This window comes from Geothrix terrae, assembly GCF_022808775.1.
Classification (GTDB): Bacteria; Acidobacteriota; Holophagae; order Holophagales; family Holophagaceae; genus Geothrix; species Geothrix terrae.
Genome location: NZ_JAKZLA010000006.1, coordinates 176,117 through 189,758, shown reverse-complemented (window position 1 = coordinate 189,758; position 13,642 = coordinate 176,117). Strand labels below are relative to the sequence as shown.

At 68.2% G+C, this 13,642-nt stretch carries 12 protein-coding genes and 1 tRNA gene; 3 read left to right on the top strand and 10 right to left on the bottom strand.

Features of this window, described 5'->3' with window-relative positions:
- The first annotated feature begins 103 nt into the window (after positions 1-103).
- Together ftcD and MLE42_RS12595 are read left to right on the top strand one after the other, a co-directional pair.
- A complete protein-coding gene (gene ftcD, locus MLE42_RS12600; protein ID WP_243288240.1) occupies positions 104-1,951 on the top strand; it encodes a glutamate formimidoyltransferase in 1,848 nt (615 codons plus the stop codon).
- A 92-nt stretch (positions 1,952-2,043) separates the two neighbouring features.
- Complete coding sequence (locus MLE42_RS12595) at positions 2,044-2,745, top strand: SDR family oxidoreductase (RefSeq protein ID WP_275975901.1); 702 nt, start codon at positions 2,044-2,046, stop codon at positions 2,743-2,745.
- 33 nt (positions 2,746-2,778) lie between these two features.
- Here MLE42_RS12595 and MLE42_RS12590 read toward each other — a convergent pair whose 3' ends face one another.
- The gene (locus tag MLE42_RS12590; protein ID WP_243288238.1) at positions 2,779-3,453 is read right to left on the bottom strand and encodes a DUF6445 family protein; all 675 of its coding nucleotides are present in this window, start codon (positions 3,451-3,453) and stop codon (positions 2,779-2,781) included.
- A 292-nt stretch (positions 3,454-3,745) separates the two neighbouring features.
- Between MLE42_RS12590 and MLE42_RS12585 the strand changes: the two genes are divergently transcribed.
- Entirely contained in the window at positions 3,746-4,666 is a 921-nt protein-coding gene (locus MLE42_RS12585; protein WP_243288237.1) for a pseudouridine synthase, read from the top strand.
- 102 nt (positions 4,667-4,768) lie between these two features.
- On the opposite strand, the gene MLE42_RS12580 is transcribed toward MLE42_RS12585, so the two are convergent.
- The 9 genes from MLE42_RS12580 to mltG form a co-directional block, all read right to left on the bottom strand.
- Complete coding sequence (locus tag MLE42_RS12580) at positions 4,769-6,397, bottom strand: ABC-F family ATP-binding cassette domain-containing protein (RefSeq protein ID WP_243288236.1); 1,629 nt, start codon at positions 6,395-6,397, stop codon at positions 4,769-4,771.
- Between the two features lie 153 nt (positions 6,398-6,550).
- Entirely contained in the window at positions 6,551-8,392 is a 1,842-nt protein-coding gene (locus MLE42_RS12575) for a mechanosensitive ion channel domain-containing protein (protein WP_243288235.1), read from the bottom strand.
- Between the two features lie 101 nt (positions 8,393-8,493).
- Positions 8,494-8,679, bottom strand: a complete 186-nt coding sequence (locus tag MLE42_RS12570; RefSeq protein ID WP_243288234.1) for a hypothetical protein — start codon at positions 8,677-8,679, stop codon at positions 8,494-8,496.
- A gap of 79 nt (positions 8,680-8,758) precedes the next feature.
- Positions 8,759-9,655: a proline dehydrogenase family protein gene (locus MLE42_RS12565; RefSeq protein WP_243288233.1), complete on the bottom strand. Its 897-nt coding sequence runs from the start codon at positions 9,653-9,655 to the stop codon at positions 8,759-8,761.
- Positions 9,656-9,819: 164 nt separating this feature from the next.
- Positions 9,820-9,896: transfer RNA gene (locus tag MLE42_RS12560), tRNA-Lys, on the bottom strand.
- Positions 9,897-9,959: 63 nt separating this feature from the next.
- Positions 9,960-10,949 carry a tryptophan--tRNA ligase gene (gene trpS, locus MLE42_RS12555; protein WP_243288232.1) on the bottom strand — a complete coding sequence of 330 codons (990 nt, stop codon included), beginning with the start codon at positions 10,947-10,949 and terminating at the stop codon, positions 9,960-9,962.
- Positions 10,950-10,973: 24 nt separating this feature from the next.
- Positions 10,974-11,723, bottom strand: coding sequence for a site-2 protease family protein (locus tag MLE42_RS12550; protein WP_243288231.1), 750 nt, complete (start codon positions 11,721-11,723; stop codon positions 10,974-10,976).
- 92 nt (positions 11,724-11,815) lie between these two features.
- Positions 11,816-12,595 (bottom strand): TlyA family RNA methyltransferase, encoded by a 780-nt coding sequence (locus MLE42_RS12545; protein ID WP_243288230.1) that lies wholly within the window; start codon positions 12,593-12,595, stop codon positions 11,816-11,818.
- Positions 12,588-13,604: an endolytic transglycosylase MltG gene (gene mltG / locus MLE42_RS12540; protein ID WP_243288229.1), complete on the bottom strand. Its 1,017-nt coding sequence runs from the start codon at positions 13,602-13,604 to the stop codon at positions 12,588-12,590. Before mltG ends, MLE42_RS12545 begins: the two co-directional genes overlap by 8 nt.
- Positions 13,605-13,642: the final 38 nt, after the last annotated feature.

Genomic DNA, 13,642 nt, shown 5'->3' with positions numbered 1-13,642 from the left:
CTGGTATAAAACTGACTTCATTTTACACCTTGTCGTCAAATACGCGGGCCGCTGTGCGCTTCAAACCCGCGCCACTGCTAGACTCGGACCATCCGGAGGATCCATGTCCCGCAAGCTGGTGGAGTGCGTACCGAATATCTCGGAAGGCCGGGATGCCGCGAAGATCAAGCAGGTGGTGGATGCCATCGCCGCGGTGCCCGGCGTGCGGGTGCTGGACGTGGACCCGGGCGCGGACACCAACCGCACGGTCATCACTTTCGTAGGCGAGCCCGACGCCGTGCTGGCGGGCGCCTTCGCGTGCATCGCCGAAGCCGCCAAAGCCATCGACATGCGCCAGCACCACGGGGCCCACCCCCGCATGGGCGCCACGGACGTGGTGCCCTTCGTCCCCGTGGAGGGCGTGACCATGGAGGACTGCGCCGAGCTGGCGCGGCGGCTGGGGAAAAACGTGGCCGCCGAGCTGGCCATCCCTGTCTACCTCTACGAGTCCGCCGCCTCGCGGCCCGAGCGCCGCAACCTGGCCGAGGTGCGCCGGGGCGAGTACGAGGGCCTGGAGAAGAAGCTGCGGGATCCCCAGTGGGCGCCGGACTTCGCCGCCCCCTACAACCCTGGCGCTGGCGCCACCATCATCGGCGCCCGGGAGTTCCTGGTGGCCTACAACGTGACGCTGAACAGCGCCGACAAGGCCCATGCGACGGACATCGCCTTCGAGCTGCGCGAGAAGGGCCGCGTGGCCCGCCGTGGCCGAGTGAAGCCCTACTACCAGGCCGGCGAGCTGATCTACTACGCCGAAGGATCCTTCCCCTGCGGCAACTGCGACTTCACCGGTGCCACGTGGCAGGAAGTGGTGGACCACTGCGCCTCCGCCCACGGCTACGACCTGCCCACCCTCATGCGCTTGAACGATGTGGATCCAGCGAACCCCGTGGGCCAGAAGGTCCGCCGCCGGGGCCTCTACGACCACTGCAAGGCCATCGGCTGGTACGTGGACACCTACCGCCGCGCCCAGATCAGCATCAACCTCACGGACTACAAGCAGACGGCTCCCCACACGGTGCTGGAGGCGGCCCGCCGCCTCGCCGGCGAGCGGGGCCTGGTGGTCACCGGCAGCGAGATCGTGGGCCTGGTGCCCTTCCAGTGCCTGCTGGCCTCGGGCCGGCACTACCTGAAGGCCATGGGCAAGTCCACGGGCGTGCCCGTCCAGGACATCCTCCAGACCGCCGTCTTCTCCATGGGCCTCGGCGATGTGGCTCCCTTCGAGGTGGAAAAGAAGGTGCTGGGCCTGCCCACCTACGATGCGAAGGCCCTCGTCGCCATGCCCGTCCACGCCTTCACGGACGAGGTCAGCCGCGACACCCCGGCCCCGGGAGGCGGTTCCATCGCGGCCCTGGCCGGCAGCCTGGGCGCGGCCCTGGCCAGCATGGTGGCCAATCTCGCCCAGGGCGGAGCGGACGCCGGGAAGGACGCCAAGCTCATCGTCCTCGCCGAGAAGGCCCAGAGCCTCAAGGACCGCCTCATGGTGGCCGTGGACGCAGACACCAACGCCTTCAACGCCTTCATGGATGCGCGCCGCCTGCCGGACGCCACGCCCGAGCAGAAGGCCGCCCGGCACGAGGCCATGCAGGCCGGGCTCAAGGTGGCCATCGACGTGCCCCTGGACACCGCGAAGACCAGCCTCGAGGCCCTGGAGCTGGCCGGTGAGGCCGCGCGCCTGGGCAAGGTGGCCTCCATCACGGACGCGGCCGTGGGCGCCCAGATGGCCCATGCGGGCGTGCGCGGCGGCATCTGGAATGTCGTGATCAACCTCAAGGACATCACGGACACCGCCTATGTGGCCAACATGCAGGCCCAGTGCACGGATCTGCTCGCACGGTCCACGGAGAAGCTGGCCGAGGTCACCGCCTACGTGGATCAGAAGCTGCTGGACCGGCTGCAGAAGGCCAAGAAGTAGCCTGACCCGCCCTTGAAGGCCCTGTCGGATCCACGCAAACGCCTCCTTCACGGCCTTTCCTCCGCCGACCGCCTCTCCTGGAGTGATCAAGCATGAAGTTCATCATCGTGGGCGGAACCTCGGGAATCGGCCTGGCCACGGCCAGGATGGCCGTGGAAGCCGGTCATTCGGTGGTCGCGGCGGGCCGCGATCCCGAAAAATTCGCCGCGGCCCAGTCCATCGGGGCCAGCACGGCGCAGCTCGATGCCGGCGATCCGGCGGCATGCAGCCGCCTGTTCTCGGCAGCGGGGCCCTTCGACCACCTGGTGCTCTGCCCTTCGGGCTCGGCCGGGGCCGGTCCCTTCCGCAACCTGGCCCTTGATGACCTCCGGAAAGGCTTCGAGGGCAAGTTCTGGCCGCAATTGACCTGCGCACAGGCCGCGCTGCAGACGCTGAAAGCCGGAGGATCGATCACCTTCGTCGGCGCCATCTCCTCGCGCGCGCAGAAACCTGGGACCTCTGGGCTCGCCGCCATCAACGCGGCCCTGGAGGCGATGGTCCCCATCCTGGCTTCGGAGCTCCGGCCCACGCGGGTGAATGCGATCGTCCCCGGAGTGGTCGACACGCCATGGTGGTCGCGCGTCTCCGAGGCGGCCCGAAAGGACCTGTTCGAACAGCTCGCCCGCGAGGTCGCCGTGGGCCGAATCGGAACCCCGGAGGATCTGGCCAGCGGAATCCTGTTCCTGGCAGCCAACACTTTCGTCACCGGCACCATCCTCGATTGCGATGGTGGATGGAAGCTGAAGAACGCCTGACCCCCGGGCAGCACCCTGCGGCCCGCCTCCGGTTCAGTCCGCCATCCAGAAGAACAGCGCCGTCATGCGCTTGGTGGCGAGGTCGTGGCCGAAGTAGCCGCTGGCGGAGTGCACCAGGTCGGCCCGGTAGAGCAGCAGGCGGTTGAAGGCGTTCGGCACCGAGACATCGGGGTGCCAGGCCTGAAGGGGCAGTCCGGTCACACCCAGGGCCTCTCGCAGGTTGGCATGCGGCGGCGGGCAGAGGTTCCCGCCCAGGGCGCCGTTGGGATAGCGCAGCCGGAAGAAGGTCGTGCCCGCGGCCGCCGGCGCCTTTGGCGTCAGGTAGATCACGGCGGCGTAGCGGCAGAGCCGCCGGGAGTCCGTATGGGGCCGGGGGCCGGATTCCCGGGCACCCACCACCTGCACCACGTTGTGGTTGAGGAAAGCGCCATCCGGCGCGGTCTCCGACCACAGGCGCCGAGCGCCGGTCAGCTCGCGGACCTTGGCTTCGACCAGGGCCAGTTCCTCCGGCGCCAGGGCGTCCCGCGAGCGCATGCCCGGCCAGGTTTCCTGGGTGTACGGGAAGCCCATCTCCCAGGCTTCCAGGGCCCGGAAGCGCTCCACCAGGGCCATGGGATCCGGCAGGATGCCGTCCACGATCCAGTAGTCCCGCCCTTCGCTGGGCTTGCGGTACGGAAGCCGCGGCGGGGCCGGAGGGGGCATGGTCATGGATCTCGCTCCAGTGCGGAAAGCCCACAGCCTACCCTGACCACGAAAAAAGGGGGGCTTTCACCCCCCCCACTCCCCCCCCCCGGGGAGAGTTTCTAGGAACCCCTGCTGCCAACCCCTGCGTGCGGCGCTTCCTACCCTACGGCCATAGAGTGGCGCAACTTGAGTAAAGGTGTCAGAAAAAAACGTGTTGCCATTTGCAATATTTAATCCCTATCCCAACACCTTTTCTGGGCTTAGCGATACCAAGGCATCATGGAATTCCGGCGAGTCCGGAGGGGCGGACCACCACATGGGGCTCAACCAGGGTTACATCCACCGGGAGCAGTCGGGCGCCGCGGCAGCCGGACAGACCTTGCTGGCCCACTTGGCCGCTCGGCACCCCTTGGCTGGCCCGGACCTGTGGCGGACCCGGATCCTGGAGGGCCTGGTGCGCCTTGATGGGGCCCCGGCCCTTCCCGATGCGGTCCTCCGGGCCGGCCAATGGATCACCTGGGCCCGCCCCCCCTGGGTGGAGCCCGAGGTTCCCCTCGCCACGGCGGTGCTCTACGAGGATGAAGACCTGCTCGCCGTGGCCAAACCCAGCGCGCTGCCCACCTTGCCCGGGGGCGGCGAATTCCTGGAGCACACCCTCCTGGCCCTGGTGCGCCGCCGGGCCCCAGAGGCCAGCCCCATGCACCGGCTCGGCCGGGGCACCTCGGGGCTGGTGCTCTTCGCGCGCACCGCAGCCGCCCGTGGCCCGCTACAGGCGGCCTTCCAGGATGAACAGACGCGCAAGGTCTACCGGGCCCTCTGCCAGGGCCACCCCGCGCAGGACGCCTTCGAGATCACCACGCCCATCGGGGCGGTGCCCTACGGCCCCCTGGGCACCCTCCATGCCGCCACTCCAGAGGGACGCCCCTCTCTGAGCCGGGTTGCCGTCCTGGAACGGCGGGCCGATGCGGCCCTCCTGGACGTGGAGATCCTCACGGGCCGTCCGCACCAGATCCGCATCCACATGGCTTCCGCCGGCCATCCCCTGGTGGGTGACCCGCTCTACGGCCCCGGCGGAGGCCCGCTCCCGGACACCGAGGCCCTGCCCGGCGACCCGGGCTACCTGCTGCACGCCCACCGGCTGGAGCTGAGCCACCCCCGCACCGGCGCCCGGCTCACCCTCGAGTGCCAGCCGCCGCCCTTGCTGCGGACTTTGGAGAAAGACAACCACCCTCGCTGAGAGCGCAGAGGCAACAGAGGGCCGCGGAGGAAGAAAAGGGGCTGGGGTTACTCCGCGACCCTCAGCCTTCTCAGCGGCCTCTGCGTGAGTTTTCCTGATCGCTCAGTTGTGCACGCCCGGCGCCTCGCGGCCGGTGCGCTCCACGTACTCGGCGTAGGTGCCCGGGAACAGCAGGGGGGCCTCGTGCTCCTCCCCCGCGAGCTCCAGGACGCGGTTGGCCAGGCCCCGCAGGAAGGTACGGTCGTGGGAGACGAAGAGCATGGTGCCCTCGAAGTCCTTCAGGGCCTCGATGAGCATCTCCTTGGTGGCCAGGTCCAGGTGGTTGGTGGGCTCGTCCAGCACCAGGAAATTCGGCGGGTTGAAGAGCATGCGGGCCATCACCAGCCGCGACTTCTCGCCGCCGGAGAGCGCGCGGATGCGCTTGTCCACGTCGTCACCGGAGAACTGGAAGGCACCCAGCAGGTTGCGCAGCACGCCGAGGCCCTCCATGGGAAAGTCCTTCTGCATCTGCTCGAGCACGGTGAGCTCCGGGTCCAGCAGGTCCAGGGCCTGCTGGGAGAAATAGCCCAGGCTGAGGCTGGCCCCTAGCTTCACGATGCCCGTGTCCGGCTGGAGGGCCCCCGCCACCATCTTCAGCAGGGTGGACTTGCCGGCGCCATTCCGGCCCATGACGCACCAGCGCTCGCCGCGCCGGATGTGGAGGGCGAACTGGTCGTAAAGCTTCTTCGGGCCGTAGGCCTTGCAGACACCCTCCAGCATGGCCACGTCGTCGCCGGAGCGGCCGGGGATGCGGAAGTCCCACTTCACGACGCGGCGCCGCTTGGGCGGCTCCACGCGCTCGATCTTGTCCAGGGCCTTGATGCGGCTCTGCACCTGGGCCGCCTTGGCGGCGTGGGCGCTGAACCGCTCGATGAAGCGCTGCTCCTTGGCCAGCTTGGCCTGCTGGCGGGCGTAGGCGGCCTCCTGGTTGGCTTCGCGCTGCTCCCGCTCCCGCACGTAGAAGTCGTAGTCGCCGGAGTAGGTGACGATGTCGCCGCCGTCGATCTCCAGCACCTTGGTCACCACCCGGTTCATGAAGTCGCGGTCGTGGCTGGTCATCAGCAGCGTGGCCGGCACGGACTTCAGGAAGGACTCCAGCCAGAGGATGGACTCGATGTCCAGGTGGTTGGTGGGCTCGTCCATGAGCAGGACATCGAAGTTCCCCAGCAGCACCTTGGCCATGGACACGCGCATCTTCCAGCCGCCGGACAGGGCGCCCACATCACCATCAATCTGCTCGTCCTCGAAGCCGAGGCCATGCAGGCAGGCCCGGGCCCGGGCCTCCAGCTCGTAGCCGCCCAGGTGCTGGTACTCCTCCTGGACGTGGCCGAACCGCTCCAGCACCGCCTCGAAATCCGGCGTATCCGGGTTCGACATGGCGTGCTCGAGATCCAGCAGCTCGTGGTGCAGGTCGCCCAGGCGGCCGCTGCCCGCGATGGCCTCGTCCAGGACGGGACGGCCCGCCATCTCGTCCACTTCCTGCCGGAAGTAGCCCAGGGTGAGTTTCTTCGGCAGGGTCACGGAGCCTTCATCCGGAGATTCTTCGCCCATGATCATGCGGAACAACGTGGACTTGCCCGCCCCGTTGGGCCCCACCAGGCCCACCTTCTCGCCGGGGTTGAGCTGGAAATCCGCCTCGATGAAGAGGACCTGTTTGCCGTACTGCTTGCTCACGCTGGAGAACGAGATCATGGGAATCCGATGCGCAGAATGGGTCGCCCGGCAGGCCTGGGCGGCGGCAAATCCAGAGACAGGGGATCGAGGTCGCGGAAAGCAGGATCCTCAAGCCTACGGTGCCTCCAGGGTACCACAGGGGCCCCGCCGCGCTTGGAGGCCAGGCAGGCCTCAGGCTGAAGCGCCCGCCCGCGGACCGTGCATCAGCTCGACCACCGCCTGGTTCATCCGGAGCCGCGTCTCGTGACGCTCGAAGGCGCGGGTGAGGTAGCGGGCCCGGACTTCCATGCCGTTGGGGCCCGGCACCACCTGGACGCCCGGGATGGCCGAGAAGGCCTTCACCTTGTAGCGGGCGGCGGTCTGCTGCCATTCCGCCTCGGCGATCTTGGCGTTGGCTGAGGTCTGCTGCTCCACCAGCTTCTGAACGCCATCGATGACCAGGTAGGGATCCTGTCCCGCCGGGACGACGACGTTGAGCTCGTCCCACATCCACTTGCCCGAGGTGGAGAAATTGAAGAAGTGGCCCTCGATGGCGAAGTTGTTCACGAAGGCCACCCGGCGGCCCGTGGGATGGCCCGCGTCGCTCCAGCTGCCCGTTTCCAGGATCACCGTGCGGAGCAGGCCGATCTCGACCACCTCGCCGCCCACGCCCCGGATCTCCACCCAGTCGCCCAGGCGGATGCCGTTCTTCCCCATGAGGATGAACCAGCCGAAGAAGGCCACGATGAAGTCCTTGAGGGCCACGGTGAGGCCGGCGCCGGCGAGGCCGAAGACGGTGGTGGCCTGGGCCGGCATGCCCACGACCATGAACCCGATGGTGAGCACGGCCACCACCCGGATGATCACCTTCAGCACGGACTTCGAGGCGCCCACGGAGGCCCGTTCCACGGCGGCGGGGCGCCGGTGCAGCCAGTCGATGAGCAGGCCGAGCAGGTAGGCGGCGACCACCACGCCGAGGATGGCCAGCCCCTGGGACAGCAGCTTGTGCAGGGCGACGTTGCGGTAGCCATCGGCCAGGCCGAGCCACGTTCCGTAGGTTTCCGCCAGGCCCTGCTGATCCTGGATCCGCTTGGCCATGGTGGCCAGCCTCCGCTGCACATCCCCGAACTGCTTCAGGGAGGACACGGCGGCCTTGGCCTCCTCCCGGCCCAGTCCATGGCTCGAGGCGCCCCTCATGAGGGTCGAGGCCGCGCTGCGGGCCGCCTCACGGTCCTCCTGCTCCTTCTTCGCCTGGGCCTCGACTTCGGCCCGGCGCTTGGCCATGGCCTGCTCCTTGACCTGGGCCTCGGCCCGGGCCTTCTCCAACCGCGCGCACTTGTCCCGCTGGATGCGCCATTCCAGCACCCGGCCAACGAGGCTGCCGGGCTGGAAGGCGCTGGGGGGCTTGGCCGCCGCCATGATCTGGGAGGATTCCCGGTCGGCGGCCTCGTGAGCCTCCTTCAGCCGCCGGATCTTGGCCTGGGGATCCCCGCCAGCCTGCGCCAGGTCGTTCGAGGCCGTCTCGAGTTCATCCTTGTCCAGCTCCAGCTGGGCCTTGGTGAGGTCGATCTGGTCTTCCAGCGCATCCTTCTTGGATTCCGGGGCCGCACCGAGCAGCCGGCCCAGGCGGGCCAGCTGCTGCTCCCCGGCCTCCACAGCGGCCTGGGCCTTGGCTTTGGCTTCCGAAAGTTCCTTGATCTCCGGCGTGTTCGGCACAGAGGCGGTGGCCGCCGTCCGGAGCGCATACGAGAAGGCGAGGTCCACCGAGTGGTTGCCCAGGCGCTCCGCCTGGACCGCCAGCTGCTTTTCCTCGAAGGTCGTGGCCAAGGGCACCAGGCTCCGCGCGGTGAGCAGCGGCGACTGGTCCACCAGGCGCTGCTGCACGGGCGCGCCCCGGCGGCCCCGCTTCTGCGGCTGGACCGGCGCCTCCTGGCCTTGGGGTTGCGGCACATCCCGGGTCCACATCCAGCCGGCCACGGTGCCGGCCGTCAAAGCCAACAGGATGGCGCCAGGGAGCAGGGTGCGGATCTTCATCCCATCCAGACAATCACGAACCGGGCCGGAACGCAAAAACCCCGGAGTTTGGCTCCGGGGTTTTCATATTCCGGAGCGATGAGGCACCGGAAAAGGGATCATCAGCCCTTCTTGGGAGCGGCATCCTTCTTCTTGCAGCACTCGGTGCAATCCTTGCAAGAGGCAGCCTTGTTCTTTTCGCAGCAGGCCATCCCGCAGCCCTTCTTGGGCTCGGGCTTCTTCTCCTCGGCGGCGTAGCCCGCCAGGGCGAAAGAGCTCATCAGGACCAGCGCCAGCATCTTCTTCATGGGATTCTCCGTCTGCGTGGGACACGGCCCCACCGGAGCAACATAGCCGCACCCGGGGCTTTGTCCAAATGAATTGGGATCAGTGCCCGAACAGGTTCTTCAGCACCATGGCGGCCATGGCCGGATTGGCCCCCAGCCGGCGCTTCATGTAGGCCACGGCGTACTTCCAGTCCTCGGCGAAGGGGACGTAGAGGCGCATGACCTGGCCGCGCTTGACGATCTCCTGCTGGATCTCCGCGCGGGGAACGCCCATCAGCATCTGGAACTCGTAGGCGTCCTTCGCCACGCCGCGCTTGTCCAGGGATTCGATGCAGCGCCGGATGAGGGGCTCGTCGTGGGTGGCGATCTCGGGGTAGTGCCCGTGGTCCAGCAGCAGGTGCACGTACTCGAACAGCTTCTCCTTCATGTCCCGCTTGTCCTGCAGGGCGACCTCCGCGGGCTCCCGGTAGATGCCGATGCAGATGCGGACCTTGCAGGGCTTGAGGTGGAGGGCCTTGATGTCCTCGCCGGTGCGGAACAGGCGGCTCTGCAGCACGATCCCGAAGTTGTCGAACTCGTTCCGGATGGCCTTGAACATGCGCAGGGTGACATCCGTGAAGTGCCGGTCCTCCATGTCCAGCGTGATGTGGACGCCATGCACGGCCGCGGCGGCCACGATGCGGCGGAGGTTCTCCTGGCAGTAGGCCTCGCTCTCGTTGATGCCGAGCTGCGTGGGCTTGAGGCTGATGCTGGCGTTGCGGCGGTCCTTCACCGCCTCGATCATCCGGAAGTACACCTGGACCGTGGCTTCCACGTCCTCCCGCTTGAACACCTCCTCGCCCAGCAGATCCAGGGTCGAGTAGAGCCCACCCTTGGTGTGGATCTCGTCGACCTTGGCGATGCCGCTGGCGATGCCCTTGCCCGCGCAGTACGGCGCGGCGAAGGTGCGGACGAGCGCGTCCGGCATGAGGTCCAGAACGATGCGTTTCAGATCCACGGTGTTCCTCCCGTCATTCCTGCGTTTCCCGGTCCTTCGACACGACCGGACAGCCCTACAAATATACCGGCCTCCGTCCACCGCATGGCGCCGCGCGCCGCGAGATGTGATCGGAGAGACAGCGCGAAAAAGCCCGCGGACTTTGGATCCGCGGGCTTCTGGTCTGGTGGTCCCTCCCGGACTCGAACCGGGGACCCTCTGATTAAGAGTCAGATGCTCTAACCAACTGAGCTAAGGGACCACGAGCAAAAGAGAGTCTACCAGGATGGGAACGGAACGCAAGCGCTCGTTCCCCGCCCCATTCCTAGAGGCCGGGCATCTTCATGGCCTGGCGGACCTCCACCATGGTCCCGGCGGCCACGGCGCGGGCCCGGGCGCTGCCGTCCTGGAGCACGGCCTCCAGGTCCGCAGGGTGCGCCAGGGACGCTTCGATCTTCTCCCGCAGGGGCTCGATGCGCTGGATCATCGCCTCGGCCACCCGCTTCTTGCAGTCGAAGCAGCCGATGCCCGCCCGGCGGCACTCGGTGTTCACCATCTGCACGGTGGCGTCGTCGCTGAAGAGCTTGTGGAAGTCGAAGACGGGGCAGATGTCCGGGTTGCCCGGATCGGTCTTGCGCACGCGGGCGGGATCCGAGGCCATCTGCCGCGTGCACTTCTCCAGGATCGTGGCGTTGCTGTCTCGAAGGTAGATGCAGTTCCCGTAGCTCTTGGACATCTTGCGCCCGTCGAGGCCGGGCACCTTGGGCGTCGGGGTGAGCACCGCCTCGGGCTCGGGGAAGACCTCCTCCTTGTAGAGGAAGTTGAAGCGGCGGAGCACCTCGCGGGCCAGCTCGATGTGGAAGAGCTGGTCCTCGCCCACGGGCACCTTGTGGGCCTTGTAGAGGATGATGTCCGCGGTCATCAGCAGGGGGTAGCCCAGGAAGCCGTAGCTGCCGAGGTCCGCCACGGCGTTCTGCAGCTTCTCCTTGTAGGTCGGCACCCGCTCCAGCCAGGAGAGCGGTGTCACCATGGACAGCAGCAGGTGCAGCTCCGCATGCTCCTTCACCAGGCTCTGCACGAAGATCGTCGCCTTCTGCGGATCGAGGCCCGCCGCCAGGTAGGTGGCCGTGAGCTCCAGCGTGGCAGGCCAGATCTCCTCGACGGCCTCGTACTTCGAGGTCAGCGCATGCCAGTCCGCGATCATGTAGAAGGCCTCGCCCTGGCCCTGGAGCCGCGTGAAGTTGTCCAGGGCTCCCACCAGGTGGCCGATGTGCTGGGAGCCCGAGGGCTGGATGCCGGAAAGGATGCGTTGCATGACTGCTCCGAGGGTGCGCGTGGATCAGAAGTGGAGGACGAGGCGGGCGACAAGCTCGATGCCGTAGAACACCAGCCCGAACACGGGGCCCAGGACGTAGCCCAGGAGGCCCGTGAGGGCCAGCACGATGAGGATGCCGCCCATCCAGGGCTGGACCCGGTCGAACTTCGGCAGCCAGCGCCAGGGCAGGAAGCCCCGCAGGATGCCCGCCCCGTCCAGCGGTCCCATGGGCAGCAGGTTGAAGAGGGCCAGGCCGATGTTGATGAGCACCAGGCGGCCGAGCAGGGCCAGGAAGAGCGTGGCGGTCGTACCCAGCTGGAGCACCTGGAGGCTCTCCACCTTCGCGGCCAGGAGGGCCCGGGCGAACACCCGGAATTCCTGCTCGGGGACCGGCACCACCGCCTTCACCGCCAGGAACATGATTCCCAGGAAGACCACGGCCTGGACCAGGTTGGAGGCCGGGCCGGCGCTGGCCACGAAGGCATAGCCCACCCGCTGGGTGAACCGGCGGGTCAGCTTGCGGGGATCCACGGGCACGGGCTTGGCCCAGCCGATGAAGGGGAAGCCGGTGGCCATGCCCAGCAGGGGGAACACGAAGGTGCCCAGCAGGTCCATGTGGGCGAGGGGGTTCAGGGTCATCCGGCCCAGCCGCGCTGCCGTGTCGTCCTCCAGCAGGTAGGCCGCCGTGGCATGGCTGGCTTCGTGCACGCTCAGGCTGAAGAGGAGGGCCACATAGCTGACGAGGATGGTGGGGATGGAAAGGCTGTCGAACACCTGGGCTCCGGCAATCCCTCAGTGTACAGGCTGGACGCCGTGCCCTGGGGCCCGAGACGACCCTGCAGCGACGCGACGGCTTTCGGGACCGTTCAGAGCCCCAGGGACTCGAGGGCCGGCCCCAGGCTCCCGGCCGGGACGTCCAGACCGAGCCTGAGCAGGAACTCCGTGTTCCCCTCGCCGCCCTTGATGGGGCTCTCGGCCAGGTCCAGGGGATGCAGCTCCGTGCCCTCGAAGAAGGCCCAGGTCTCCATCAGCACCCGCCGGTGGACGGCGGAGTCGCGGACGATGCCGCCCGCCCCCACGTCCTCCCGGCCCGCCTCGAACTGCGGCTTCACCAGCAGCACCGCCTCGGCGCTGGGTTCCAGGCTCGGCAGCACGGGCGGGATGGCCAGCCGCAGGGAGATGAAGCTCAGGTCGGCCACCAGGAGGCTGCAGCGCTCGGGGATGGCGGCCGGGTCCCAGGTGCGGAGGTTCACCTGCTCCATGGAGACCACCCGCGGATCGCTCCGCAGCTTCCAGTGGAGCTGGTTGGTGCCCACGTCCACCGCGTAGACCTTCGCCGCCCCACGCTGGAGCAGGCAGTCGGTGAAGCCGCCCGTGCTGGCCCCGGCATCGAAGCAGATCCGGCCCGTGGGATCGATGCCCCAGCGGTCCAGGGCCCCAGCCAGCTTGAGCCCGCCCCGGCTCACGAAGGGGAGCGCCTCACCCCGCAGCCGGATGGCGGCCGCCTCGTCCACGGCCGTGCCCGCCTTGGTGACGGGCCGGTCCGCCACCAGCACGTCGCCCGCCAGGATGCGCGCCTGGGCCTTGGCGCGGGTCTCGCACAGGCCGCGCTGCACGAGGAGCTGGTCCAGCCGGACCTTAGCCACGAGTCGCCTTCTTCTGCCGGGCCAGCTCCTTGCGGTAGGTCCCCACGTTCCGGTTGTGGTCGCGGAGGTTCGCCGCGAAGCTGTGGCCGCCCCTGCCCGTGGCCACGAAGTAGAGGTCCTTGCCGGAGAGCGGCTCCTTCGCCGCCGCGATGGCCGAGGGGCTGGGAACGGCGATGGGCGTCGGCGGCAGGCCCTTCACGGTGTAGGTGTTGAAACGGCTGGGCCGCCGGATGTCTTCCGGCGTGGGCGCTGTGAAGCGCAGGTCGCCGGTGACCCAGCGGGCATAGAGGCTGGTGGGGTCGCACTGGAGGCGCATGCCGATCTTCAGCCGCTTCAGGTACACGCCCGCCACCCGGGGTTGCTCCTCCGGCAGCTTCGTCTCCTTCTCCACCAGGCTCGCCAGGATCAGGGTCTCGTAGGGCGGCAGCGGCCCCCCCTCGAGCTTGGGCCGTACGTGGTTCCGGAATGCCTCCACCAGCATGAGCATGATCTCCTCGGGCTCCATGGCGTGGTGCAGCTTGTAGGTGGCCGGCGCCACGAGGCCTTCCAGGCTTTCCGCATCCTCGAATCCGGCGGTGCGGGCGAGGCGGGGGCTCTTCCACAGGGTCCAGAAGACGTCCTCCGGCACGAAGTCCTTGAGGCGCTTCTGCACGGCCCATGCGTGGGCCCCCTCGGGGATGGACACCGGGGTGAAGTGGATCTCCGCCCGGCGCAGCTTCCCCGTGACGTCCGACAGGCTGGCCCGGGGCTCGAAGGTGTACTCGCCACGGATGAGCTGGAGCTTACGGGCCCGGGCCCAGAGCTTGAAGAGCGAGGCGGACCGGATCACCCCGTCCCGCTCCAGCTGGTCGGCGATCTGGTTGATGCTGGCGCCCTTCTTCACCAGGACCGTGGCCTCCTGCCGGAGCGGGCCGCGTCCTTTCCAGGCCCACCAGCCGCCCGCCACCGGAGCCACAGCCAGGATGAGGATGGCCAGAAAGAGCCTGAGGGACATGGAAGATCGCGCCATGCCTCCAGAATGCCGTGATAGCGTGGATCCATCCACCC